20 protein-coding genes are annotated in these 23,868 nt (G+C 64.7%); 8 read left to right on the forward strand and 12 right to left on the reverse strand.

Annotated elements, in window-relative coordinates; all coding sequences use genetic code 11:
* Window positions 1-224: 224 nt before the first annotated feature.
* Genes NGM28_RS18635 through NGM28_RS18650 form a run of 4 tightly spaced genes read right to left on the reverse strand, consistent with a single transcriptional unit; the run spans window position 225 to window position 2,832 of the window.
* Window positions 225-1,544, reverse strand: a complete 1,320-nt coding sequence (locus tag NGM28_RS18635; protein ID WP_252091080.1) for a sensor histidine kinase — start codon at window positions 1,542-1,544, stop codon at window positions 225-227.
* Window positions 1,541-2,209: a response regulator transcription factor gene (locus NGM28_RS18640; protein ID WP_252091081.1), complete on the reverse strand. Its 669-nt coding sequence runs from the start codon at window positions 2,207-2,209 to the stop codon at window positions 1,541-1,543. The genes NGM28_RS18635 and NGM28_RS18640 overlap by 4 nt, the downstream gene beginning before the upstream one ends.
* On the reverse strand, window positions 2,210-2,524 hold the full coding sequence (locus NGM28_RS18645; protein WP_240064955.1) for a PepSY domain-containing protein: 315 nt from the start codon (window positions 2,522-2,524) through the stop codon (window positions 2,210-2,212). It lies immediately after the preceding gene.
* Window positions 2,524-2,832: a PepSY domain-containing protein gene (locus tag NGM28_RS18650; RefSeq protein ID WP_240064956.1), complete on the reverse strand. Its 309-nt coding sequence runs from the start codon at window positions 2,830-2,832 to the stop codon at window positions 2,524-2,526. The genes NGM28_RS18645 and NGM28_RS18650 overlap by 1 nt, the downstream gene beginning before the upstream one ends.
* 207 nt (window positions 2,833-3,039) lie before the next feature.
* Here NGM28_RS18650 and NGM28_RS18655 point away from each other — a divergent pair, with 207 nt between their 5' ends.
* Window positions 3,040-4,119, forward strand: a complete 1,080-nt coding sequence (locus tag NGM28_RS18655; protein ID WP_252091082.1) for a patatin-like phospholipase family protein — start codon at window positions 3,040-3,042, stop codon at window positions 4,117-4,119.
* A 53-nt stretch (window positions 4,120-4,172) separates the two neighbouring features.
* Window positions 4,173-4,529, forward strand: coding sequence for a 6-carboxytetrahydropterin synthase QueD (gene queD, locus NGM28_RS18660; RefSeq protein WP_011533154.1), 357 nt, complete (start codon window positions 4,173-4,175; stop codon window positions 4,527-4,529).
* Between the two features lie 75 nt (window positions 4,530-4,604).
* Here the strand turns inward: queD and NGM28_RS18665 are convergent, their stop codons facing one another.
* A complete protein-coding gene (locus tag NGM28_RS18665; protein WP_252091083.1) occupies window positions 4,605-5,084 on the reverse strand; it encodes a DUF1289 domain-containing protein in 480 nt (159 codons plus the stop codon).
* Window positions 5,085-5,493: 409 nt separating this feature from the next.
* On the opposite strand from NGM28_RS18665, the gene acnB reads away from it, so the two are divergent.
* Window positions 5,494-8,103, forward strand: coding sequence for a bifunctional aconitate hydratase 2/2-methylisocitrate dehydratase (gene acnB, locus NGM28_RS18670; RefSeq protein ID WP_240065022.1), 2,610 nt, complete (start codon window positions 5,494-5,496; stop codon window positions 8,101-8,103).
* A gap of 184 nt (window positions 8,104-8,287) precedes the next feature.
* On the opposite strand, the gene prpD is transcribed toward acnB, so the two are convergent.
* From prpD to NGM28_RS18700, 6 genes are all read right to left on the reverse strand, one after another.
* The gene (prpD, locus tag NGM28_RS18675) at window positions 8,288-9,772 is read right to left on the reverse strand and encodes a 2-methylcitrate dehydratase (RefSeq protein WP_240064959.1); all 1,485 of its coding nucleotides are present in this window, start codon (window positions 9,770-9,772) and stop codon (window positions 8,288-8,290) included.
* Window positions 9,773-9,922: 150 nt separating this feature from the next.
* Entirely contained in the window at window positions 9,923-11,113 is a 1,191-nt protein-coding gene (gene prpF / locus NGM28_RS18680) for a 2-methylaconitate cis-trans isomerase PrpF (protein WP_252091084.1), read from the reverse strand.
* A 116-nt stretch (window positions 11,114-11,229) separates the two neighbouring features.
* Window positions 11,230-13,818 carry a Fe/S-dependent 2-methylisocitrate dehydratase AcnD gene (gene acnD, locus NGM28_RS18685; protein ID WP_252091085.1) on the reverse strand — a complete coding sequence of 863 codons (2,589 nt, stop codon included), beginning with the start codon at window positions 13,816-13,818 and terminating at the stop codon, window positions 11,230-11,232.
* Window positions 13,819-13,976: 158 nt separating this feature from the next.
* Window positions 13,977-15,104: a bifunctional 2-methylcitrate synthase/citrate synthase gene (gene prpC / locus NGM28_RS18690; RefSeq protein WP_252091086.1), complete on the reverse strand. Its 1,128-nt coding sequence runs from the start codon at window positions 15,102-15,104 to the stop codon at window positions 13,977-13,979.
* Window positions 15,105-15,243: 139 nt separating this feature from the next.
* Window positions 15,244-16,134 (reverse strand): methylisocitrate lyase, encoded by an 891-nt coding sequence (prpB, locus tag NGM28_RS18695; protein WP_232855879.1) that lies wholly within the window; start codon window positions 16,132-16,134, stop codon window positions 15,244-15,246.
* Window positions 16,131-16,847 (reverse strand): GntR family transcriptional regulator, encoded by a 717-nt coding sequence (locus tag NGM28_RS18700; protein WP_240064963.1) that lies wholly within the window; start codon window positions 16,845-16,847, stop codon window positions 16,131-16,133. The genes prpB and NGM28_RS18700 overlap by 4 nt, the downstream gene beginning before the upstream one ends.
* Before the next feature lie 285 nt (window positions 16,848-17,132).
* Between NGM28_RS18700 and rloA the strand changes: the two genes are divergently transcribed.
* The 5 genes from rloA (at window position 17,133) to NGM28_RS18725 (ending at window position 22,629) form a co-directional block, all read left to right on the forward strand.
* A complete protein-coding gene (gene rloA / locus NGM28_RS18705) occupies window positions 17,133-17,669 on the forward strand; it encodes a retropepsin-like aspartic peptidase RloA (protein ID WP_240064964.1) in 537 nt (178 codons plus the stop codon).
* A 5-nt stretch (window positions 17,670-17,674) separates the two neighbouring features.
* Complete coding sequence (gene rloB, locus NGM28_RS18710) at window positions 17,675-19,210, forward strand: osmotic stress tolerance membrane protein RloB (protein WP_240064965.1); 1,536 nt, start codon at window positions 17,675-17,677, stop codon at window positions 19,208-19,210.
* Window positions 19,210-20,190 (forward strand): alpha-L-glutamate ligase-like protein, encoded by a 981-nt coding sequence (locus NGM28_RS18715; protein WP_240064966.1) that lies wholly within the window; start codon window positions 19,210-19,212, stop codon window positions 20,188-20,190. Before rloB ends, NGM28_RS18715 begins: the two co-directional genes overlap by 1 nt.
* A 232-nt stretch (window positions 20,191-20,422) precedes the next feature.
* A complete protein-coding gene (pabB, locus tag NGM28_RS18720; RefSeq protein WP_252091087.1) occupies window positions 20,423-21,766 on the forward strand; it encodes an aminodeoxychorismate synthase component I in 1,344 nt (447 codons plus the stop codon).
* Window positions 21,767-21,894: 128 nt separating this feature from the next.
* Entirely contained in the window at window positions 21,895-22,629 is a 735-nt protein-coding gene (locus NGM28_RS18725; RefSeq protein WP_252091088.1) for a phosphoadenylyl-sulfate reductase, read from the forward strand.
* 139 nt (window positions 22,630-22,768) lie between these two features.
* Here NGM28_RS18725 and cysB read toward each other — a convergent pair whose 3' ends face one another.
* Window positions 22,769-23,743, reverse strand: a complete 975-nt coding sequence (gene cysB / locus NGM28_RS18730) for an HTH-type transcriptional regulator CysB (RefSeq protein ID WP_240064969.1) — start codon at window positions 23,741-23,743, stop codon at window positions 22,769-22,771.
* Window positions 23,744-23,868 lie beyond the last annotated feature (125 nt).

The raw sequence follows: 23,868 nt of genomic DNA on the forward strand, positions 1-23,868 counted from the left end.
GTGGCGCAAGGGGCTCCGTCCATGGAGAGATGGAAACCGGGAGGTTTCATGGAGAGGGATTTTGCCGGGAGGGCGTTGGGGTGGCCAATTCAAAAAACTGCGGCTGAACTGCAATTTTTTTGCAGTGCCAATGGCCCTGTTCGCCGGCAAGCCGGCTCCTACGACAACGGGTATGGCCGATTCGATGTAGGAGCCGGCTTGCCGGCGAACCGGGCCACCGCCGATCAACGCCCTTTGCGCGGCAATTCGATACTGACCCGCAAGCCGCCCTGCGGGCTTTCCAGCAACGCGATTCGCCCGCCCCAGGCCTCGACGATATCGCGCACGATCCCCAGCCCAAGGCCATGGCCGTCAACCTGCTCGTCCAGCCGCGAACCCCGTTCGAGCACTTGCAGGCGCTGCGACTCGGGGATGCCCGGACCATCGTCATCGACCCACAGCCGATAACCCGCTTTCGTCGGCGCAATGCCCACCCGCACTTCGCTGTCGGCCCATTTGCAGGCGTTGTCCAGCAGGTTGCCGAGCAGCTCCAGGAGGTCTTCGCGGTCCCAGGGCAACAGCAGGCCCGGCGGCACGTCGCGCTCGAGCAGCAAGCCTTCGCCATGGATCATGCCCAAGGTGGCCAGCAACCCCGGCAGTTCGGCGTCGCAATCGAACTGCGCGCCAGGCAAGGCATCCCCGGCCAGGCGTGCGCGGTTGAGCTCGCGGGCCAGACGCTGCTGGATCTGCTCCAACTGCTCGCGCATTTGCGCGCGCACTTCGGGCAGCGCCTGCAAACGCTCACTGGACGCCAGGCTGAGCAGCACCGCCAGCGGCGTTTTCAGTGCATGACCAAGGTTGCCCAGGGCATTGCGCGAACGGCGCAGGCTGTCTTCGGTGTGTGCCAGCAGATGGTTGATCTGACCGACCAGCGGCTGCAGCTCGCTGGGCACCTCGGCGTCGAGTTGCGAACGCTGCCCCTGCTGCAACTGGGCGATCTGCCGGCGCGCTCGCTCCAGCGGGCGCAGCGAACGGGTCACGGTGATGCGTTGCAGCACCAGCACCAGCAGCAGCGCCACCAGGCCCATGCCCAGGCCGATCTGCTGCATGCGTCGGAAGCCTTCGCGCACGGGGGAATAATCCTGGGCGACGCTGATGGAAATATCCTGCCCCAGGCGCCGGTAGTCACCGCGATAGGCCAACAACTGCTGACCTTCCGGGCCCAGTTCATGGCCATCGTCCAAACCCGGCTTGCCAGGCTTGGGCATGTCCAGGTCCCACAACGAGCGTGAGCGCCAGGTGCCCTGGTCGAAATCGATGCGAAAGTAATAACCCGAGAACGGCCGCTGGTACGCCGAAGAGATGCGCCGCTCGTCCAGCTGCAAACCGGATGGCCCCCGCACCAACGCCACCAGCAGGTTTTCGCTTTCCTGGCGCAGGCCGGTTTCCAGGTAACGCTGCAGGCCAGCCTCGAACAGCCACAAGGTCAGTTGCGCCAACGCCACGCCAACCACCACCAGCACCGCCACCAGCCCCAGGCTCAGGCGCGCCTGGATCGACTTCACGCAGCGCTCCCGGCGTACACGTAGCCTTGGCCGCGACGGGTCTCGATCACACTGCGCCCAAGCTTGCGCCGCAGGTGGTTGACGTGCACTTCGAGCACGTTGGAATCACGCTCGGTCTCGCCATCGTAGAGGTGCTCGGCCAGGTGGCTCTTGGACAGCACCTGCCCCGGGTGCAGCATGAAGTAGCGCAGCAGACGGAACTCGGCGGCGGTCAGCTGGATATCGACACCCTCGCGGCTGACGCACTGGCGCGACTCGTCCAGGTGCAGGCCGGCGGCCTCCAGCGTGGGCTGGTTGGCCAGCCCCTTGGCGCGGCGCAGCAAAGCCTGGATGCGCAGTTGCAGCTCTTCCGGGTGGAAGGGTTTGGTCAGGTAGTCGTCGGCCCCGGCCTTGAGCCCTTCGATGCGCTCGGCCCAGGAACCGCGCGCGGTCAGGATCAGCACCGGAGTGACCAGGTTCGCGGCACGCCATTGCGCCAACACCTCGAGCCCCGGCAGGCCCGGCAGGCCGAGGTCGAGAACGATCAGGTCATAGGGTTCGCTCTGGCCCTGGTACAACGCGTCGCGGCCATCGGCCAGCCAGTCCACGGCATAGCCCTGGCGCTGCAGTGCGGCCGTCAGTTCGTCGGCCAGGGGCACATTGTCTTCGACCAGCAGCAGGCGCATTCAGTCGTCTTCCTCGTCTTTGAGCAGCGCACCCGTGCGCGCGTCGAGCTTGATCTCGCGCACCACGCCCTCGGGGGTCAGCAGTTCGACTTCGTATTCGTAGCGCTCGTGCTTCTCTTCCAGCTCCGCCTCCAGCAGGCGCGCCCCGGGGTAACGCCCCAGGGCGGCCTCGAGCAGTTGCTCGAGGGGCAGGATGATGCCTTGCTGGCGCAGCGCCAGGGCTTCGTCCTGGTCCAGGTCGCGGGCGGCGGCCAGCGAACAGGCGGCCATCAAGGCCAGGGCCAGCCAGCGCGCCGTTCGCGGTAGTTCAGTCATCAGTTGTCTCGCGCATCCTTCAACACTTCACCGGTCTTGGCGTCCAGGTCGACGTCCCACTCGATGTTCTGTGCATCACGCAGTTCGACCTTGTAGATATAGCGGCCGTATTCATCCTCGAGCTCGCTGTCGGTGACGGTGGCACCTGGGTGCTTGGCCACGGCGGCGGCCTTCAGCTCGTCCAGCGACTTGATGGTCTTGGCGTTCACCAGCTTGACCACTTCATCAGGCTGTACGTCCTTGGCGAAGGCGGCGTTGGCTGCAAAAGCGAGGGTGGCGGCGGTGAACAGGGCAGTCAAAGTTTTCATGGGGTCACTCCATCGGGGTGTGCAAGTTGTCTACGGGATCAAGACTAACCGGGGGTCCTTAACTCAACCTGAAAACAGCTGGCCGCATGATAGCGCATGTTCGCCGGCAAGCCGGCTCCTACCGCGATACCAGGTAGGAGCCGGCTTGCCGGCGAACAGGACCGGCAAATCCCCTATACTGCCCGCTTGCCAATCGCGAGCCAGGCCATGACCGCCATCCACATCAAGTACCCCGCGTTGACCTTCAAGGCCGGCCAGCGCGCGCTGCGGCAGATCCGTGAGCGCGGCCTGCAGGCGGCCGATGTCGGCGTGCTGCCGGGCGCGGCCGGCGGCCCCAAGCCACTGGGCATCCAGGGCCTGGACCTGGCGCTGTTCGGTGAATGGCTGCCGTCGGCGCCACGCCAGCGCGCGCTGATCGGCGCTTCGATCGGTTCCTGGCGCTTCGCCAGCGCCTGCCTCGACGACCCGGTCGCCGGCATCCGTCGCCTCGGCGAGCTGTACACCGAGCAGGACTTCGCCAAGGGCGTGACACCCAAAGAGATCAGCCAGAGCAGCCAGCGCATGCTCGACGACCTGCTGCAAGGCCGCGACGGGCAGATCCTCGCCAACCCGCATTACCGCCTGAACATCCTGGTGGTGAAGAGCCACGGCCAACTGGCCCACGACCACCGCGGCCGCCTCGGCATGGGCCTGGGCTCGGTGATCGCCAGCAACCTGCTGGGGCGCGAGCGCCTTGGGCGGCACTTCGAAAGGGTCATCCTGCATGATGTACGCGAGGCGCCGCCCCTGGAGGCGCTCACCGACTTCCCCTCGCGCAACCTGCCGCTGGACCTGGCCAACCTGCGCCACGCCCTGCTCGCCTCGGGCTCGATCCCGATGGTCATGGAAGGCGTGCGCGACATCCCCGGCGCGGGTGCCGGCACCTACCGCGACGGCGGCCTGCTCGACTATCACCTCGACCTGCCCTACCGCGGCGACGACCTGGTGCTCTACCCGCACTTCACCGACAAAGTGGTGCCCGGCTGGTTCGACAAGGCCCTGCCCTGGCGCAAGGGCGATGCCACGCGCCTGCGCAACGTGCTGTTGATGACACCCTCGCCGCAGTACCTGGCCGCCCTGCCCTACGGCAAGCTGCCCGACCGCAACGACTTCAAGCGCTTCATGGGCGATGCCCCCAGCCGCAAGCGCTACTGGTACCAGGCCATCGCCGAAAGCCGGCGGCTGGGCGACGAGTTGCTCGAGCTGATCGCCACCGGGCGGTTGCAGGATCGCCTGCAAGCCTTGTAGCGGGCATGCTGGTAGACTGCGCGCATCATTGATTCACACAGAGTTCTGACAGCGTGGAAATCTTCAAGGAATTTACCTTCGAATCGGCTCACCGCCTGCCCAACGTCCCGGCCGGGCACAAGTGCGGCCGCCTGCATGGCCACTCGTTCAAGGTCGCCCTGCACCTGACCGGCCCGCTCGATCCGCATACTGGCTGGATCCGCGACTTCTCCGAGATCAAGGCGATCTTCAAGCCGATCTACGAGCAGCTCGACCACAATTACCTGAATGATATTCCAGGCCTGGAAAACCCCACCAGCGAAGTGATCGCCAAGTGGATCTGGGAACAGGTCAAGCCGTTGCTGCCGGAACTGTCGAAGGTGCGCATCCACGAGACCTGCACCAGCGGGTGCGAGTACACCGGCGATTGATCCGGCGGGTTCGCCGGCAAGCCGGCTCCTACGGGACGGTGCGCTCTTCGTAGGAGCCGGCTTGCCGGCGAACCATCAGCCCTGCCCATCCCCTATGGCATCGCGCAGAAAGCTCGGCGCGATATAGCGCTGGTAATGCGCCTCCGACAGCAGGAAGAACTCCCGGTCGATGGCATCGCGCAACTGCGGCAGTTCCCAGTCGCGAAACTCCGGCAGCAAGGCCATCCCGTATGCCTCCAGGTCGCGGATCATCCGTGCCCCGCGGGCGATCAGCTGATACGCCCAGCAGTACTCCGACTGCTGCGCCACGAAGCGGATCGAGCGCTGCTCCAGCTGCTGGCGCAGCAGCCCTTTGTCGAACACCTCCAGCTTGGCCATCATCACCTGCACCAGCAGTTGCTCCAGGCGCAGCCAGACCGCGCGCTTCTGCGTGTCGTCGTAGCCGTTCCAGTGGATCACTTCGTGGTGGAAGCGCTTGCAGCCGCGGCACACCAGGTCTCCGTACACCGTGGAGCAGAGGCCGACGCAAGGCGTCTTGATGGATTGGTTGGACATGTAGAAACAACGGCTTGGCGGGGGAACACCGGTTCATGTTAGCCCTTTGTCTAACCAGGGTCACCCGTTAAAGTCATCTTCGCCGCCTTACCTTCGGCTGATTTTTGCCGTAGAATCACTCCGCCTTTTCAAGGCAACAATGTCCGTTGGAAGCTGTTTTCAAAGCGTCACGAGCACAGTTCATCCGGTAGAACGGCGTTGGCCCTGTCCATGCAAACGCGCATGTCCATGGCCAACCCCTCATCAGCCTTCCGTTCTACAGGCGTAAAACTTTGAAAGCAGCTTCTGTAAGGATTCTCTGCGACCCTGGCTTGCCGGCTCAAAAAGCCGCCATTAGCGCATGGGTGCATGGGAATGCTGGATGAGCGTCCCGGACTCCCTTTAGGGACCACTGATGAGGGTAATAACTGTGCTTGAAGCCTACCGCAAACACATCGAAGAGCGTGCCGCTCTGGGTATCGTGCCCCAGCCGCTGAACGCCGAACAAACTGCAGGCCTGGTCGAGCTGCTGAAAAACCCGCCGGCCGGCGAAGAAGCCTTCCTCGTAGACCTGATCACCAACCGCGTCCCGCCAGGGGTGGACGAAGCCGCCTACGTCAAGGCCGCCTTCCTCTCCGCCGTCGCCAAGGGCGAAGCCAAGTCGCCACTGATCGACCGCAAGCGCGCCACCGAACTGCTGGGCACCATGCAGGGCGGCTACAACATCGAAACGCTGGTCGCGCTGCTGGACGACGCCGAACTGGGCGCCGTCGCGGCCGAACAGCTCAAGCACACCCTGCTGATGTTCGATGCCTTCCACGACGTGGCTGAAAAAGCCAAGGCCGGCAACGTCCACGCCAAGGCCGTGCTGGAATCCTGGGCCGCCGGCGAGTGGTTCACCGCCCGCCCGGCCATCGCCGACAAGTACACCCTGACCGTGTTCAAGGTGCCTGGCGAAACCAACACCGACGACCTGTCGCCTGCCCCGGACGCCTGGTCGCGCCCTGACATCCCGCTGCACGCCCTGGCCATGCTGAAGATGGCCCGTGACGGCATCGAGCCGCAGCAGCCAGGTTCGGTCGGCCCGCTGGCCCAGATCGAAGCCGTTAAAGCCAAGGGCTTCCCGGTCGCCTACGTCGGCGACGTGGTCGGTACCGGTTCCTCGCGTAAATCCGCCACCAACTCGGTGCTGTGGTTCTTCGGCGACGACATCCCGTACGTTCCCAACAAGCGCGCCGGTGGCTTCTGCTTCGGCACCAAGATCGCCCCGATCTTCTACAACACCATGGAAGACGCCGGCGCCCTGCCGATCGAGTTCGACTGCACCAACCTGGCCATGGGCGACGTCATCGACGTCTACCCGTTCAAGGGTGAAGTGCGCCGCCACGGCAGCGACGAACTGGTCACCAGCTTCGAGCTGAAAACCGAAGTACTGCTGGATGAAGTCCGCGCCGGTGGCCGTATCCCGCTGATCGTCGGCCGTGGCCTGACCGAGAAAGCCCGCGCCGAACTGGGCCTGGGTGCTTCGGACCTGTTCAAGAAACCCGAACAGCCTGCCGCTTCGACCAAGGGCTTCACCCTGGCGCAGAAGATGGTCGGCCGTGCCTGCGGCCTGCCGGAAGGCCAGGGCGTGCGCCCAGGTGCCTACTGCGAACCGAAGATGACCACCGTCGGCTCCCAGGACACCACGGGCCCGATGACCCGCGACGAGCTGAAAGACCTGGCGTGCCTGGGCTTCTCCGCTGACCTGGTGATGCAGTCGTTCTGCCACACCGCGGCTTATCCGAAGCCGATCGACGTCACCACCCACCACACCCTGCCAGACTTCATCCGCACCCGTGGCGGCGTGTCGCTGCGCCCGGGCGACGGCATCATCCACAGCTGGCTGAACCGCATGCTGATGCCGGACACCGTCGGTACCGGTGGCGACTCGCACACCCGCTTCCCGATCGGCATCTCGTTCCCGGCCGGTTCCGGCCTGGTGGCCTTCGCCGCCGCCACCGGCGTCATGCCGCTGGACATGCCGGAGTCGATCCTGGTGCGCTTCAAGGGCAAGCTGCAGCCTGGCATCACCCTGCGTGACCTGGTGCATGCGATCCCTTACTACGCGATCCAGAAGGGCCTGCTGACCGTCGAGAAGAAAGGCAAGAAGAACGCCTTCTCCGGCCGCATCCTGGAGATCGAAGGCCTGAACGACCTGACCGTCGAGCAAGCCTTCGAGCTGTCCGACGCCTCGGCCGAACGCTCCGCCGCCGGTTGCACCATCAAACTGCCGGAGAAGGCCATCGCCGAGTACCTGCAGTCCAACATCACCCTGCTGCGCTGGATGATCGGCGAAGGCTACGGCGATGCCCGCACCCTGGAGCGCCGCGCACAAGCGATGGAAGCCTGGCTGGCCAAGCCTGAGCTGCTGTCGGCTGACGCCGACGCCGAATACGCCGAAATCATCGAGATCGACCTGGCCGACGTGAAAGAGCCTGTGCTCTGCGCGCCGAACGACCCGGACGACGCCCGCCTGCTGTCGTCGGTACAGGGCGAGAAGATCGACGAAGTGTTCATCGGTTCGTGCATGACCAACATCGGTCACTTCCGCGCCGCCGGCAAGCTGCTGGACAAGGTCAAGGGCGGTATCCCGACCCGCCTGTGGCTGGCCCCGCCAACCAAGATGGACGCCCACCAGCTGACCGAGGAAGGCTACTACGGCATCTACGGCAAGGCTGGCGCACGCATGGAAATGCCAGGCTGCTCGCTGTGCATGGGTAACCAGGCACGTGTGCAGACCGGCTCCACCGTGGTCTCCACCTCGACCCGTAACTTCCCGAACCGCCTGGGCGACGCAACCAACGTGTACCTGGCCTCGGCCGAACTGGCCGCAGTCGCTTCGATCATCGGCAAGCTGCCGACCGTCGAGGAGTACATGCAGTACGCGAAGGATATCGACAGCATGGCTGCCGACGTCTACCGCTACCTGAGCTTCGACCAGATCGCCGAGTTCCGCGAAGCCGCGGCCAACGCCAAGATCCCGGTGGTCCAGGCGTAAGCTGAGCGGCAAGTTGTAAGCTGCAAGCTACAAGAAGAAGCCCTGGCAGAAATGCCGGGGCTTTTTTGTGCTGTTTGTGTTGGCTTTGCTGGCCTCTTCGCGGCTAAAGCCGCTCCCACAGGAAACCCGAAATCTTTAAGACTACGATGGACCCGTGGGAGCGGCTTCAGCCGCGAAGAGGCCCTCAGATCACGAACAGATCGACAAACCTGTGCACCGGCATGGCTTCTAGCGCAGCCTGGTTCTTGCACAGCGCCAGAATCTGCTCACACCGCTGCCGAACAAACCGCGTCGCCAGGTTCTCCCTGAACTTGGCCTCCAGCAACGGTATCCCCTCTGCCCGGCGCCGACGATGGCCGACCGGGTACTCCACCACCACTTCCTGCGTATGGCTGCCATCCTTGAAAAACACCTGCAGGCCGTTGGCGATCGAACGCTTGTCAGGCTCCAGGTATTCGCGGCTGAATCGCGGTGCCTCGACGACCTCCATCTTCTCGCGCAGGCGGTCGATGCTCGGGTGCGCCGCGTGGAAAGCATCCTCGTAATGCTCGGCCACCAGGCTACCGAAGATCAGCGGCACGGCAGTCATGTACTGCAGGCAATGATCGCGGTCGGCGGCATTGGCCAGCGGGCCCTCCTTGGAAATGATGCGGATCGCCGACTCCTGGGTGGTGATGACGATCCGCGTGACCTCGTGCAGGCGGTTGCGCACCTGCGGATGCAGGACCAGCGCCGCCTCGCAGGCAGTCTGCGCATGGAACTCGGCGGGAAAGCTGACCTTGAACAGCACGTTCTCCATCACATAGCTGCCAAAGGCCTGGGGCAGGCGCAGTGCCTGCTGTTCGTCAGGCTTGAGCGCCAGGTCCTTGTTGGTGTGGCTGAACGACACGTCGTAGAACCCCCACTGCGCCGCCGTCAGCACGCTGGGCACGCCCATTTCGCCACGCATGGCGATATCGGCCAGGCGCACCCCGCGACTGGAGGCATCCCCCGCCGCCCACGACTTGCGCGAACCGGCATTGGGTGCGTGACGGTAGGTGCGCAAGGCCTGGCCGTCGACGAAGGCATGGGACAGCGCCGACAGCAGTTGTTCGCGGTTGGCGCCCATGAGCTTGGCGCAGACCGCCGTGGAAGCCACCTTGACCAGCAGCACATGATCCAGGCCGACCCGGTTGAACGCGTTTTCCAACGCCAGCACACCCTGGATCTCATGGGCCATGACCATCGCATCGAGCACAGTGCGCATGGTCAGCGGCGCCTCGCCACCGGCCACACGCTTTTGCGAAAGATGGTCGGCGACGGCAAGGATGCCGCCGATGTTGTCCGAGGGGTGGGCCCACTCCGCCGCCAGCCAGGTGTCGTTGTAGTCCAGCCAGCGGACGGTACAGCCAATGTCCCAGGCGGCCTTGACCGGGTCCAGCCGGTAGCTGGTGCCGGGCACCCGTGCGCCGTGGGGGACCACGGTGCCCTCGACCAGCGGGCCGAGCAGCTTGGTGCATTCGGGGAAGCGCAGGGCCAGCAGGCCGCAGCCCAGGGTATCCATCAGGCAATTGCGGGCGGTGTCGAGGGCTTCGGCGGAGTCGACGCGATAGTCGAGGACGTAGTCGGCGATAGCCTGCAGGATCTGGTCGTAGTCGGGGCGAGTGTTGAAGTCGACGTTGGCGCTCATTGGCGGCTCCTTGATAACGGGGGCTGCTGTGCAGCCCTTCGCGGGACAAGCCCGCTCCTACAGGTCCGCGCAAATCCTGTAGGAGCGGGCTTGTCCCGCGAAGGGCCGCACAGCGGCCCCGCACAACGAAAGCCGTGCGCCGTTGGTGCGTTAGAAGCTGTCGCCAGGCACGCGCACCCAGCCCTCCATCAGCACCCGAGCGCTGCGGCTCATGATGGCCTTGGTCACGGTCCACTGCCCATCAACCTGACGTGCCTCGGCACCGACCCGCAACGTGCCGGATGGGTGCCCAAAGCGCACGGCGCTACGCGCTCCCCCGCCGGCCGCAAGGTTGACCAGGGTTCCGGGAATCGCCGCCGCCGTGCCGATGGCCACCGCGGCGGTGCCCATCATCGCGTGGTGCAACTTGCCCATCGACAGCGCGCGCACCAGCAGGTCGACTTCTTCGGCATTGACCGTCTTGCCACTGGAAGCAGTGTAGGTGGTCGGCGCCGCGACGAAAGCGACCTTGGGCGTGTGCTGACGCCCGGCCGCCTGGTCGACATGCGCGATCAAGCCCATGCGCACTGCGCCATGGGCACGGATGGTCTCGAAACGGGCCAGTGCCGCAGCATCACCATTGACCGCATCCTGCAGCTCGGTACCGGTGTAGCCGAGGTCGGCGGCGTTGACGAAGATGGTGGGGATGCCGGCGTTGATCAGGGTTGCCTTGAAGGTGCCGACACCCGGCACCTCGAGGTCGTCGACCAGGTTGCCGGTGGGGAACATCGCCCCGCCGTCGCCGTCCTCGTCGGCGGCCGGGTCGAGGAACTCCAGTTGCACCTCGGCGGCCGGGAAGGTCACGCCGTCGAGTTCGAAGTCGCCGGTTTCCTGCACTTCGCCATCGGTGATCGGCACATGGGCGATGATGGTCTTGCCGATGTTGGCCTGCCAGATGCGCACGGTGGCGATGCCGTTGCGTGGGAGGCGCGCAGCATCGACCAGGCCACTGGCAATGGCGAACGAGCCGACCGCGGCGGACAGGTTGCCGCAGTTGCCGCTCCAGTCGACGAAGGCTTTGTCGATCGACACCTGGCCGAACAGGTAGTCGACGTCGTGGTCGGCCTTGATGCTTTGCGAGAGGATTACCGTCTTGCTGGTGCTGGAGGTGGCGCCACCCATGCCGTCGATCTGCTTGCCGTACGGGTCGGGGCTGCCGATCACCCGCAACAGCAGGGCGTCGCGGGCCGGGCCGGGGACCTGGGCCTGCTCGGGCAGGTCCTGGAGGCGGAAGAACACGCCTTTGCTGGTACCGCCACGGATGTAGGTGGCGGGGATTTTTATTTGCGGTACGTGTGCCATTGCATTGCTGTCCTGTCTGAAATGAAAACAGAGCACCCTAGGGCCCTTTCGCCGGCAAGCCGGCTCCTACAGAAGATCAAGCCCCCTGTAGGAGCCGGCTTGCCGGCGAACACGGCTCAGGCCACGCCTTCCAGGAAGTCCTGGGCAAAGCGCTGCAGCACCCCACCCGCCTCGTAGATCGACACTTCTTCAGCCGTATCCAGGCGGCAGGTCACCGGCACCTCGACACGCTCGCCATCACGCCGCGTGACTACCAGGGTCAGCGTCGCGCGAGGCGTGCGCTCGCCCAGCACGTCATAAGTCTCGCTACCGTCCAGCCCCAGCATCTTGCGGTCGGTGCCCGGCTTGAACTCCAGCGGCAACACACCCATGCCCACCAGGTTGGTGCGGTGGATGCGCTCGAAGCCTTCGGCAACGATCGCCTCGACCCCCGCCAGGCGCACGCCCTTGGCCGCCCAGTCGCGGGACGAGCCCTGGCCGTAGTCGGCACCGGCGACGATGATCAGCGGCTGCTTGCGCTGCATGTAGGTTTCGATGGCTTCCCACATCCGGGTCACCTTGCCTTCCGGCTCGATGCGCGCCAGCGAACCCTGCTTCACGCTGCCGTCGTCCTTGCGCACCATCTCGTTGAACAGCTTGGGGTTGGCGAAGGTGGCGCGCTGCGCGGTCAGGTGGTCGCCGCGGTGGGTGGCGTAGGAGTTGAAGTCCTCCTCCGGCAGGCCCATCTTCGCCAGGTACTCGCCGGCGGCGCTGTCGAGCATGATGGCGTTGGACGGCGACAGGTGGTCGGTGGTGATGTTGTCCGGCAGCACCGCCAGCGGGCGCATGCCACGCAAGGTGCGCTCGCCGGCCAGGGCGCCTTCCCAGTACGGCGGGCGGCGGATGTAGGTGCTCATCGGGCGCCATTCGTACAGCGGCGCAACCTTCGGCCCCCTGTCCTCTTCGATGGCGAACATCGGGATGTACACCTGGCGGAATTGCTCCGGTTTCACCGAAGCACGCACCACGGCGTCGATTTCTTCATCGCTCGGCCAGATATCCATCAGGCGGATTTCCTTGCCGTCGACCACGCCAAGCACATCCTTCTCGATGTCGAAGCGGATGGTGCCGGCAATGGCGTAGGCCACCACCAGCGGCGGCGAGGCCAGGAAGGCCTGCTTGGCGTAGGGGTGGATGCGCCCGTCGAAGTTGCGGTTGCCCGACAGCACGGCGGTGGCGTACAGGTCGCGGTCGATGATCTCCTGCTGGATCACCGGGTCCAACGCGCCAGACATGCCGTTGCAGGTGGTGCAGGCAAAGGCGACGATGCCAAAGCCCAACTGCTCCAGTTCCTGCTCCAGCCCCGCTTCTTTCAGGTACAGCTGCACGGTCTTGGAGCCAGGCGCCAGCGACGACTTCACCCAGGGTTTGCGGGCAAGCCCGAGCTTGTTGGCATTGCGCGCCAGCAGGCCCGCAGCGATCACGTTGCGCGGGTTACTGGTGTTGGTGCAGCTGGTGATGGCGGCGATGATCACCGCGCCATCCGGCATCTGCCCCGGTACTTCCTGCCACTGGCCGGCAATGCCCTTGGCCGCCAGGTCGCTGGTGGACACCCGGGCGTGCGGGTTGGACGGGCCGGCCATGTTGCGCACCACGCTCGACAGGTCGAAGCTCAGGGTGCGCTCGTATTCGGCCTTGGCCAGGCTGTCGGCCCACAGGCCGGCGACCTTGGCGTAGGTCTCCACCAACTGCACCTGCTGCTCGTCGCGGCCGGTGAGCTTGAGGTAGTCGATGGTCTGCTGGTCGATGGCGAACATCGCCGCGGTGGCTCCGTATTCCGGGGCCATGTTGGAGATGGTGGCGCGGTCGCCCAGGGTCAGCGCGCTGGCGCCGGCACCGTGGAACTCGAGGTAGGCGCCGACCACTTTCTGCTTGCGCAGGAACTCGGTGAGCGCCAGCACCAGGTCAGTGGCGGTGATGTTGGGGGCCAGGCGGCCCGTCAGCTCGACGCCGACGATTTCCGGCAGGCGCATCCACGACGCGCGCCCCAGCATCACGTTCTCGGCCTCCAGGCCACCGACGCCGATGGCGATCACGCCCAGGGCATCGACGTGCGGGGTGTGGCTGTCGGTGCCGACGCAGGTGTCCGGGTAGGCGACGCCACGGTCGCTGTGGATCACCGGCGACATTTTCTCCAGGTTGATCTGGTGCATGATGCCGTTGCCCGGCTGGATCACGTCGACGTTCTTGAACGCCTTCTTGGTCCAGTTGATGAAGTGGAAACGGTCCTCGTTGCGGCGATCCTCGATGGCGCGGTTCTTCTCGAACGCCTGTGGGTCGAAGCCGCCGCACTCCACGGCCAGCGAGTGGTCGACGATCAACTGCACCGGCACCACCGGGTTGACCTGGGCCGGGTCACCGCCCTTGTCGGCGATGGCGTCGCGCAGGCCGGCCAGGTCCACCAGCGCGGTCTGGCCGAGGATGTCGTGGCAGACGACGCGGGCCGGGAACCAGGGGAAGTCGAGGTCGCGCTTGCGCTCGATCAGTTGCTCGAGCGAGGCGTTGAGGGTGGCTGGATCGCAACGGCGCACGAGGTTTTCGGCCAGCACGCGGGAGGTGTACGGCAGGCCGTCATAAACGCCGGGCTTGATCGCCTCGACCGCGGCACGGGCGTCGAAGTAGTCCAGGGCGGTGCCTGGCAGGGGCTTGCGAAATTCTGTATTCATGGCACAGGGACTCAATCACGGTAAGGTCGGTGCTGTTGCGGCCGCCCTGCGTCCCTGTAGGAGCCAGCCTTGCTGGCGATGGGCGGCGAAGCGCCCCCAGACCCGGCGTCACCGGGGTTCGCCAGCAAGGCTGGCTCCTACAGGGATCGCGGGCTGACTCAGCGTTGCTCGATCGGCACGAACTGGCGTTGCTCGACGCCGACATACTCGGCGCTTGGGCGGATGATGCGGTTGTTGGCGCGCTGCTCGAACACGTGCGCAGCCCAGCCGGTCAGGCGCGAGCAGACGAAGATCGGGGTGAACAGCTTGGTCGGGATGCCCATGAAGTGATACGCCGAGGCATGGTAGAAGTCGGCGTTGGGGAACAGGCGCTTCTGTTCCCACATGGTCTTGTCGATGGCCTCGGAAACCGGGTACAGCACGCTGTCGCCCACTTCGTCGGCGAGCTTTTTCGACCAGCCCTTGATCACCTCGTTGCGCGGGTCGGACTCTTTGTAGATCGCGTGGCCGAAGCCCATGATCTTGTCCTTGCGCTCAAGCATGCGCAGCAGCTCGGCGGTGGCTTCCTGCGGGGTCTGGAAGCGTTCGATCAGCTCCATCGCCGCCTCGTTGGCGCCACCGTGCAGCGGGCCGCGCAACGAACCGATGGCGGCGGTCACGCAGGAGTACAGGTCGGACAGGGTCGAGGCGCAGACCCGGGCGGTGAAGGTCGAGGCGTTGAATTCGTGCTCCGCATAAAGAATCAGCGAGACGTTCATCACCTTGACGTGCAGTTCGCTGGGCTTCTTGCCATGCAGCAGGTGCAGGAAGTGGCCGCCAATCGTCTCTTCATCGCTGGTGCAATCGATGCGTACACCGTGGTGGGTGAAGCGGTACCAGTAGCACATCACCGCCGGGAACAGCGCCAGCAGGCGGTCGGTCTTGTCGCGCTGGGCATCGAAGGTCAGCTCCGGTTCCAGGGTGCCGAGCACCGAGCAACCGGTGCGCATCACGTCCATCGGGTGGGCGTCGCGCGGGATGCGCTCGAGGACTTCCTTCAGCGCTTGCGGCAGGTCACGCAGCCCCTTGAGCTTGCGCTTGTAGTCGGCGAGCTCGGCCTTGCTTGGCAGCTCGCCGTACAGCAGCAGATAGGCGACTTCCTCGAACTCGGCGCCGGCGGCCAGGTCGCGCACGTCATAGCCGCGGTAGGTCAGGCCGGCACCGGCCTGGCCGACGGTCGACAGCGCGGTCTGCCCGGCCACCTGGCCACGCAGGCCTGCGCCACTGAGTACTTTTGCTTCGGCCATGGTGTTTCTCCTTTCTTGAATTTGTTATCGAAGTCTTTTCTGGCTAATCGGGTGTCGGGCCTGTTCGCCGGCAAGCCGGCCCCTACAGGTACAGCGGTGTTTCGCAAACCTGTGGGAGCGGGCCGGCACAGGCATGCACTTATCCCTTCTTCTGCGCGAACAGCGCATCGAGGCTCTGCTCGAAGGCGTGGTAACCGATGGCATCGTAGAGCTCCATGCGGGTCTGCATGGTGTCGATCACGTTCTTCTGCGTACCGTCGCGGCGCAGCGCGGTGTAGACGTTCTCGGCGGCCTTGTTCATGGCGCGGAACGCCGACAGCGGGTACAGCACCAGCGACACGTCGACCGAGGCCAGCTCTTCGGTGGTGTACAGCGGCGTGGCACCAAACTCGGTGATGTTGGCCAGGATCGGCGCCTTCACCCGGTCGGCGAAGGTCTTGTACATCGACAGTTCGGTGATCGCTTCCGGGAAGATCATGTCGGCGCCGGCTTCGACACAAGCCGCGGCACGGTCCAGCGCGGCGTTCAGGCCTTCCACCGCCAGGGCGTCGGTGCGCGCCATGATCACGAAGCTGTCGTCGGTACGGGCATCCACCGCCGCCTTGATGCGGTCGACCATCTCCTGCTGGCTGACGATCTCCTTGTTCGGGCGGTGGCCGCAGCGTTTGGCGCCGACCTGGTCCTCGATGTGGATCGCCGCAGCGCCGAACTTGCTCATCGACTTGACGGTACGGGCGACGTTGAAGGCCGAGGCACCGAAGCCGGTGTCGACATCCACCAGCAGCGGCAGGTCGCACACGTCGGTGATGCGGCGCACGTCGGTGAGCACGTCGTCCAGGCCACTGATGCCCAGGTCCGGCAGGCCCAGGGAACCGGCGGCGACACCGCCGCCGGACAGGTAGATCGCCTTGAACCCGGCGCGCTTGGCCAGCAGGGCGTGGTTGGCGTTGATGGTCCCGACCACCTGCAGCGGATGTTCGGCGGCAACCGCGTCACGGAAACGCTGGCCGGGGGTGCTCTTCACTGTCATGACTCACCTCGTGGGCTATTGTTGTCGGCGCCCTGGTAGTGGCGCTCGATATTGCGCTTGGACGCGCCGATGTGGCGGCGCATCAGGAGTTCTGCGAGCTCGCCGTCGCGGGCCTCGATGGCGTCGAGGATACGGTGGTGTTCGGCGAAGGCCTGGCGTGGCCGGTTGGGCGTGGTGGAGAACTGGATGCGGTACATGCGCACCAGCTGGTACAGCTCGCCGCACAGCATCTTGTAGAGGGTCTGGTTGCCACTGCCCTGGATGATCCGGTAGTGGAAGTCGTAGTCGCCTTCCTGCTGGTAGTAGCCCTGCCCGGCCTGGAACGCGGCATCGCGCTCGTGGGTGTCGAGTACGTGGCGCAGCTCGTCGATGGCCGCCTGGCTCATGCGCTCGGCGGCCAGGCGGCAGGCCATGCCCTCGAGCGATTCACGGATCTCGTACAGTTCGATCAGCTCGGCGTGGCTCAGCGACACCACCCGCGCCCCGACATGGGGCACGCGCACCAGCAGGCGCTGGCCTTCCAGGCGGTGGATCGCCTCGCGCAGCGGGCCGCGGCTGATGCCGTAGGTGCGCGCCAGCTCCGGTTCGGAAATCTTGCTGCCGGGGGCGATTTCACCCTTGACGATGGCCGCCTGGATGCGCCGGAAGACGTTCTCCGAGAGGGTCTCGGTCTCGTCCTGGTTGATCGTGGCTGCCTGGGCTGTGTCCAGCATGATTGTCGACACCTTCAAAATCAATGACGGCAAAACTAGCTAAACCAAGGCTTCGAGTCAAAGACAAAAAGAATATTGTCGACAATCGTCTAATAACGAACTTACCCCGCCTCCCGGCGGTCTGATCGCGGGCGCGCTGGCGTCAAGACATCGGCGTGATAGAATGCCGCGCTCCTTTCGGAGCATGGATCGCGTGTCTGTCATCTTTTCATGCTACCGACACACTCATGAGGACGCTTGGCCAGTCGCCTTGCCCTGAACCCCGCACAGCACCGCGCCAGGATTATGAGACTCATACCCGCTTCACTGCTGCTCTGCCTGACCCTGCTGCCGGCCCTCGCGCCCGCGGCGGAAAAGACCGTGTACGGTCTGAACGAATATGCCCGCCTGGGCGACCTGGACCTGGAGGTGGCGGCCAAGCTCGATACCGGCGCCAAGACCGCCTCGCTCAGCGCCCGTGACATCAAACGGTTCAAGCGCGACGGCGAGAGCTGGGTACGTTTCTACCTGGCCATCGACGCCGCCCACAAACACCCTATCGAACGCCCCCTGGCCCGGGTCAGCAAGATCAAGCGCCGCGCCGGGGACTATGACGCCGAATCCGGCAAGGCCTACACCGCCCGCCCGGTCATCGAGCTCGATATCTGCATGGGCCAGACACGACGCACCATCGAGGTCAACCTCACCGACCGCAGCGCCTTCCAGTTCCCGCTGCTGATCGGCTCCGAGGCCCTCAAGCACTTTGGTGCCCTGGTCGACCCAAGCCTTAAATACGCGGCCGGCAAACCTGCCTGTGCCACCGAAGCTCCCAAAGCAGAGTAATTCCGATGCGCTCTCTTACCCTCCACCTGAAAGTCTTGATCACCGTCCTGGTGTTGCTGGGCGTGGCGATCACGGCCTATCAGATCTTCGCCCTAGGTATCCCGGTGACCGAGGATGAAACCGACGACCTGTGGAACATCGACGCCAAGGTCGAGTTCGTCGCCAGCGCCAAGGACCCGGTCAAGGTGCAGATGTTCGTGCCGCCGCTGAACCGCGACTATGTGAGCCTCAACGAGAGCTTCATCTCCAACAACTATGGGGTGAGCGTCAACCGCGTCGACGGCAACCGCAAGGTCACCTGGTCGGCCCGCCGCGCCAGTGGCAACCAGACCCTCTACTACCGCCTGGTGCTGACCAAGCGCTACAGCAACGAGAAAGCCAAGATCAAGGGCCCGACCTTCCGCGACAGCCTGGCCCTCGAGGGCCCGGAGAAGATCGCCGCCGAAGCGCTGATGGCACCGATCCGTCAACACTCTGCCGACGTCGAGACCTTCGTCGGCGAGACCATCAAGCGTGTCAACAATCTCAACGACGACAACGTCAAGCTGCTGCTGGCTGGCGACACTTCGTCGATGAAGAAGGCCCAGGTCATCGACTTGCTGCTGTCCATCGCCCACGTGCCGCTGGAGAAAGTCCACACCATCCGCCTGATTGCCGACACCCCGCAAACCCCTGAACTGTGGCTGCGCAGCTTCAACGGCAACGACTGGCTGTATTTCAACCCGGACACCGGTGAACAAGGCCTGCCCGCCGACCGCCTGCTGTGGTGGACCGGCGACGAGAACCTGATCACCGTCGATGGCGGCAAGAAAGCCAACGTCACCTTCAGCATGAACAACAGCGAGATGAACGCCATCCGCCTGGCCAAGCTGACCGACGAGAACACCGACGCCGATTTCCTCGAGTACTCGCTGTACGGCCTGCCGCTGCAAACCCAGCAGACCTTCATGATCATGGTGATGATCCCGATCGGCGTGCTGGTGATCCTGGTGCTGCGCAACCTGATCGGCATCCAGACCCTGGGTACCTTCACCCCGGTGCTGATCGCCCTGGCCTTCCGCGAGACGCAGCTGGGCTTCGGTATCGTGCTGTTCACGGTGATCACCGCCCTGGGCCTGTCGCTACGCTCGTATCTCGAACACCTCAAGCTACAGATGCTGCCGCGCCTGTCGGTGGTGCTGACCTTCGTCGTGGTGCTGATTGCCGCCATCAGCCTGTTCAGCCACAAGCTGGGCCTTGAACGCGGCCTGTCGGTGGCACTGTTCCCGATGGTGATCCTGACCATGACCATCGAACGCCTGTCGATCACCTGGGAAGAGCGCGGTGGCGGCCACGCCATGAAAGTGGCCATCGGCACCCTGTTCGCCGCCTCTGTCGCGCACCTGCTGATGACCGTGCCGGAGCTGACCTACTTCGTCTTCACCTTCCCGGCGGTGCTGCTGATCCTGGTGGGCTTCATGCTGGCGATGGGTCGCTACCGCGGCTACCGCCTGACCGAGCTCGTGCGCTTCAAGGCCTTCCTGAAGAAGGCTGACGCCTGATGTTCGGCCTGTTCAAGACATGGAAAGCCCTGGAGGCCCGGGGCATCATGGGTATCAACCGGCGCAACGCGGACTACGTGTTGAAGTACAACAAGCGCCACCTGTACCCGATCGTCGACGACAAGATCATCACCAAGGAGCGCGCGCTGGCGGCCGGCATCCATGTGCCGGAGATGTACGGCATCATCGAGACCGAGAAGCAGATCGAGAAGCTCGACGAGATCATCGGCGAGCGCAACGACTTCGTCATCAAGCCGGCCCAGGGGGCTGGCGGTGACGGCATCCTGGTGATCGCCGACCGCTTCGAGGACCGCTACCGCACGGTATCGGGCAAGATCATCAGCCACGAGGAGATCGAGCACCAGATCTCCAGCATCCTCACCGGTCTCTACTCGCTGGGCGGGCACCGCGACCGTGCGCTCATCGAGTACCGGGTCACCCCGGACCAGATCTTCAAGAGCATCAGCTACGAAGGCGTGCCGGACATCCGCATCATCGTGCTGATGGGCTACCCGGTGATGGCCATGCTGCGCCTGCCCACCCGCCAATCCGGTGGCAAGGCCAACCTGCACCAGGGCGCCATCGGCGTGGGCGTGGACCTGGCCACGGGCCTGACACTGCGCGGCACCTGGCTGAACAAGATCATCAGCAAGCACCCGGACACCACCAACGCAGTGGACGGCGTGCAGCTGCCCAACTGGGACGGCTTCATGAAGCTCGCCGCCAGCTGCTACGAATTGTGTGGCCTGGGCTACATCGGCGTGGACATGGTGCTGGACCAGGACAAGGGGCCGCTGATCCTCGAGCTCAACGCCCGCCCCGGCCTGAACATCCAGATTGCCAACGACTGCGGGCTCACCCAGCGTACCCACGCCATCGAAGCGCACCTGGAGATGCTGGCGAAGGAAGGCCGCACCGAGGATGCCGCGCAACGCGTGCGGGTGTCGCAAGGGCTGTTCGGGCACGTTCAGCCGCTGTAGCCGCGCTCGATGTAGGAGCGGCCTTGTGCCGCGAAAGGGCTGCAAAGCAGCCCCGGCAATCTCTGCATCAACGCTGAATCTCGGGGCCGCTTTGCGGCCCTTTCGCGGCGCAAGGCCGCTCCTACAGGGGGATTGCGCAAATCCGGATAGTGAATGTCGTTGCCAGTGCTAGGCGCATTTCCTACACAGGTCTACAATCGCCTCCCTCGCTTTTTCATCGCCGTCCATTCTGATGCCGACCTGTACGCTCCACCCCCTGCCCTACCAGCCCGACCCCGCGTTCTATTTCGCACGCCTGCGCACAGCGCCAGGCGCGATCCTGCTCGACAGCGCCCGCCCCCATGCCGAGCGCGGCCGCTTCGACCTGCTCAGCGCCTGGCCACGGCAACAGCTGCTGGCACAACCGGACGAAACCGGCCAAGGCTACCTGCACCGCTTGCGTCAGGCGCTGGCCGACCTGGGCACGGCACAACTGCCTGAAGGTGTGGAACTGCCATTCGCCGGCGGGCTGATCGGCTACCTGAGCTACGACTTTGGACGCCGCCTGGAGCATCTGCCAGCCGAAGCTGCGGACGACCTCGGTCTACCTGACGCTCACCTGGGCCTCTATGACTGGGCACTTGTGACCGACCACCATGTACAGCGCAGCCAGTTGGTGTTCCACCCCAGCCTCGAAACGACCGAGCGGAACCGCCTGGTCCAGCTGTTCGCGACACCAGCCCAGGCCGCGCCTGGTGCGTTCCACCTGCTCGCCCCCATGGCCGGTGACCTGGCCCCCGAGCAATACCGCACCGCATTCGACAAGGTCCAGCAGTACATCCAGGCCGGCGACTGTTACCAGATCAACTTGACCCAGCGCTTCCGCGCGCCCTGCCAGGGCGATCCGTGGCACGCCTACCAAGCCCTGCGCGCTGCGTGCCCGACGCCGTTTTCCGGGTACCAGCAGCTGGATGCCAGTACCGCCCTGCTCAGCTTTTCTCCCGAGCGCTTCATCCGCATCAGCCAAGGTGAAGTCGAGACCCGTCCGATCAAGGGCACCCGTCCGCGCGCCAGCGACCCCATCGAGGATGCACGCAACGCCGACGAGCTGCTGAACAGCACGAAGGACCGCTCGGAAAACCTGATGATCGTCGACCTGCTGCGCAACGACATCGGCCGCACCTGCGAGATCGGTTCGGTGAAGGTGCCGGAACTGTTCAGCCTGGAGAGCTACCCCAACGTCCACCACCTGGTCAGCAGCGTCACCGGGCGCCTGGCCGCTGGCCGCGACGCGCTGGACCTGATCGGCGGCAGCTTCCCGGGCGGCTCGATCACCGGCGCGCCGAAGATCCGCGCCATGCAGATCATCGACGAGCTGGAGCCCACCCGCCGGGCGCTGTACTGCGGCTCGCTGCTGTACATCGATGTTCGCGGCGAGATGGACAGTTCCATCGCCATCCGCAGCCTGCTGGTCAAGGATGGCCAGGTCAGTTGCTGGGGCGGCGGCGCGGTGGTTGCCGACTCGCACTGGCAGGCCGAATACGAAGAGTCGATCGCCAAGGTGCGGGTGCTGATGGAAACACTGCAAAGCTTGTAAAACATCGCCAGCAAACCGGTAGGAGCCGGCTTGCCGGCGAATCGGCCGCCGCAGTCCAAGCCGCCATTTTTTGTTACCATCTGGACACTACGAGCGCACAGCGCCACTCACCTGATGGAAACCGCCTGATGAGCCAACCCTTCGACGTCGCCGCCCTGGCCGCGACCTACGCCAGCAAGTCCCCGCAGGAGATCCTCAAGCTCGCCTTCGAACACTTCGGCGACGATCTGTGGATCTCCTTCAGTGGCGCCGAGGATGTGGTGCTGGTGGACATGGCCTGGCGGCTGAACAAGCAGGTCAAGGTGTTCAGCCTCGACACCGGGCGCCTGCACCCGGAAACCTATCGTTTCATCGACCAGGTGCGCGAACAGTACAACCTGCCCATCGAGATCCTCAGCCCCGACCGCGACAAGCTCGACCCGTTCGTCAAGGAGAAGGGCCTGTTCAGCTTCTACAAGGACGGTCACGGTGAATGCTGCGGCATCCGCAAGATCGAACCGCTGCGCCGCAAGCTGGCCACCGTGAGCGCCTGGGCCACCGGCCAGCGCCGCGACCAGAGCCCCGGCACCCGCAGCCAGGTGGCGGCGCTGGAGATCGACAGCGCCTTTTCCACCCCCGAGCGCCCTCTGTACAAATTCAACCCGCTGGCGCAGATGACCAGCGAGGAAGTCTGGGGTTACATCCGCATGCTCGAGCTGCCGTACAACAGCCTGCATGAGCGTGGCTTCATCAGCATCGGTTGCGAGCCGTGCACCCGGCCGGTGTTGCCGAACCAGCATGAGCGCGAGGGGCGCTGGTGGTGGGAAGAGTCGACGCAGAAGGAATGCGGGCTGCATGCCGGCAACCTGATTACCAAGGCATAACTAGAAGGGGCCGTTTCACGGCCCATCGCGGCACAAGGCCGCTCCTACAGGTACAGCGCCGCCTGCAAATGCGCTGCAATACCTGTAGGAGCGGCCTTGTGCCGCGATGGGCCGCAAAGCGGCCCCGTACTATCTCGAATCAATGCACCGGCAGCTCGACGCCCTCGAACAGCTCTTCCAGCTCCTGCTTGTTGTGGCACTGGATCGCCTTGGCCATCACCTCACGGGTCAGGTGCGGCGCGAACTTCTCGATGAAATCGCACATGAAGCCGCGCAAGAAGGTGCCACGGCGGAAACCGATCTTGGTGATGCTGGCCTCGAACAGCTCGCTGGCATCCAGGCACACCAGGTCGCTGTCGAGCTTGGGATCGACCGCCATCTTGGCCACGATACCCACGCCCAGCCCCAGGCGCACATAAGTCTTGATCACGTCAGCGTCGGCGGCGGTGAACACCACCTTCGGGGTCAGGCCGCGGTGGCTGAAGGCCTCGTCCAGCTTGGAACGGCCAGTAAAACCGAACACGTAGGTGACGATCGGGTATTCAGCCACCGCTTCGAGCGTCAGCTTCGGCAGCTTGGTCAGCGGGTGCCCCTGCGGCACCACCACACAACGGTTCCACTTGTAGCAAGGCATCATGATCAGGTCGCCGAACAGCTCCAGCGCCTCGGTGGCGATGGCGAAATCGACGGTGCCATCGGCCGCCATCTCGGCGATCTGCATGGGCGAGCCCTGATGCATGTGCAGGGCCACTTCCGGGTATTGCTTGATGAAGTTGCTGATCACCGGCGGCAAGGCATAGCGCGCTTGCGTGTGAGTGGTGGCGATGGACAGCGTGCCCTTCTTCTCGTTGGAGAATTCCTGGGCGATCTGCTTGATGCTCTCGACCTTGCGCAGGATCTCGCCGGCGGTATTGATGATGCGCTCGCCGGCCGGGGTGACGCGGGTCAGGTGCTTGCCGCTGCGGGCGAAGACTTCGACGCCCAGTTCGTCCTCGAGCAGGCGGATCTGTTTGCTGATACCGGGCTGGGAGGTGTACAGGCTCTGCGCCGTCGCGGAAACGTTGAGGTCATGGTGCGCCACTTCCCAGATGTAGCGCAGTTGCTGAAGCTTCATAGATATCCCTCAAAGGCGGTAGGTCACCGGCGCGCCGGCAGCGACGAGTTATAACTATATTAGTGGCTTGAGAAATAAATCTAGAACTATTTTGTTACGATCGCCGGAAAATACCTACCGCCACT

It is taken from the genome of Pseudomonas sp. MWU13-3659 (assembly GCF_023757525.1).
In the GTDB taxonomy this organism is placed as follows: Bacteria; Pseudomonadota; Gammaproteobacteria; order Pseudomonadales; family Pseudomonadaceae; genus Aquipseudomonas; species Aquipseudomonas entomophila_E.

What these genes read in the sequence shown, in the direction of transcription:
- acnD (WP_252091085.1), bottom strand. Translation starts at nt 13,818, where the DNA reads ATGAATACAGAATTTCGCAAGCCCCTGCCAGGCACCGCCCTGGACTAC.
- prpD (WP_240064959.1), bottom strand. Translation starts at nt 9,772, where the DNA reads ATGAGCGCCAACGTCGACTTCAACACTCGCCCCGACTACGACCAGATC.
- pabB (WP_252091087.1), top strand. Translation starts at nt 20,423, where the DNA reads ATGCCGACCTGTACGCTCCACCCCCTGCCCTACCAGCCCGACCCCGCG.
- prpF (WP_252091084.1), bottom strand. Translation starts at nt 11,113, where the DNA reads ATGGCACACGTACCGCAAATAAAAATCCCCGCCACCTACATCCGTGGC.
- prpC (WP_252091086.1), bottom strand. Translation starts at nt 15,104, where the DNA reads ATGGCCGAAGCAAAAGTACTCAGTGGCGCAGGCCTGCGTGGCCAGGTG.
- cysB (WP_240064969.1), bottom strand. Translation starts at nt 23,743, where the DNA reads ATGAAGCTTCAGCAACTGCGCTACATCTGGGAAGTGGCGCACCATGAC.
- rloB (WP_240064965.1), top strand. Translation starts at nt 17,675, where the DNA reads ATGCGCTCTCTTACCCTCCACCTGAAAGTCTTGATCACCGTCCTGGTG.
- prpB (WP_232855879.1), bottom strand. Translation starts at nt 16,134, where the DNA reads ATGACAGTGAAGAGCACCCCCGGCCAGCGTTTCCGTGACGCGGTTGCC.
- NGM28_RS18645 (WP_240064955.1), bottom strand. Translation starts at nt 2,524, where the DNA reads ATGACTGAACTACCGCGAACGGCGCGCTGGCTGGCCCTGGCCTTGATG.
- NGM28_RS18650 (WP_240064956.1), bottom strand. Translation starts at nt 2,832, where the DNA reads ATGAAAACTTTGACTGCCCTGTTCACCGCCGCCACCCTCGCTTTTGCA.
- NGM28_RS18715 (WP_240064966.1), top strand. Translation starts at nt 19,210, where the DNA reads ATGTTCGGCCTGTTCAAGACATGGAAAGCCCTGGAGGCCCGGGGCATC.
- rloA (WP_240064964.1), top strand. Translation starts at nt 17,133, where the DNA reads ATGAGACTCATACCCGCTTCACTGCTGCTCTGCCTGACCCTGCTGCCG.
- NGM28_RS18640 (WP_252091081.1), bottom strand. Translation starts at nt 2,209, where the DNA reads ATGCGCCTGCTGCTGGTCGAAGACAATGTGCCCCTGGCCGACGAACTG.
- NGM28_RS18725 (WP_252091088.1), top strand. Translation starts at nt 21,895, where the DNA reads ATGAGCCAACCCTTCGACGTCGCCGCCCTGGCCGCGACCTACGCCAGC.
- NGM28_RS18655 (WP_252091082.1), top strand. Translation starts at nt 3,040, where the DNA reads ATGACCGCCATCCACATCAAGTACCCCGCGTTGACCTTCAAGGCCGGC.
- NGM28_RS18700 (WP_240064963.1), bottom strand. Translation starts at nt 16,847, where the DNA reads ATGCTGGACACAGCCCAGGCAGCCACGATCAACCAGGACGAGACCGAG.
- NGM28_RS18665 (WP_252091083.1), bottom strand. Translation starts at nt 5,084, where the DNA reads ATGTCCAACCAATCCATCAAGACGCCTTGCGTCGGCCTCTGCTCCACG.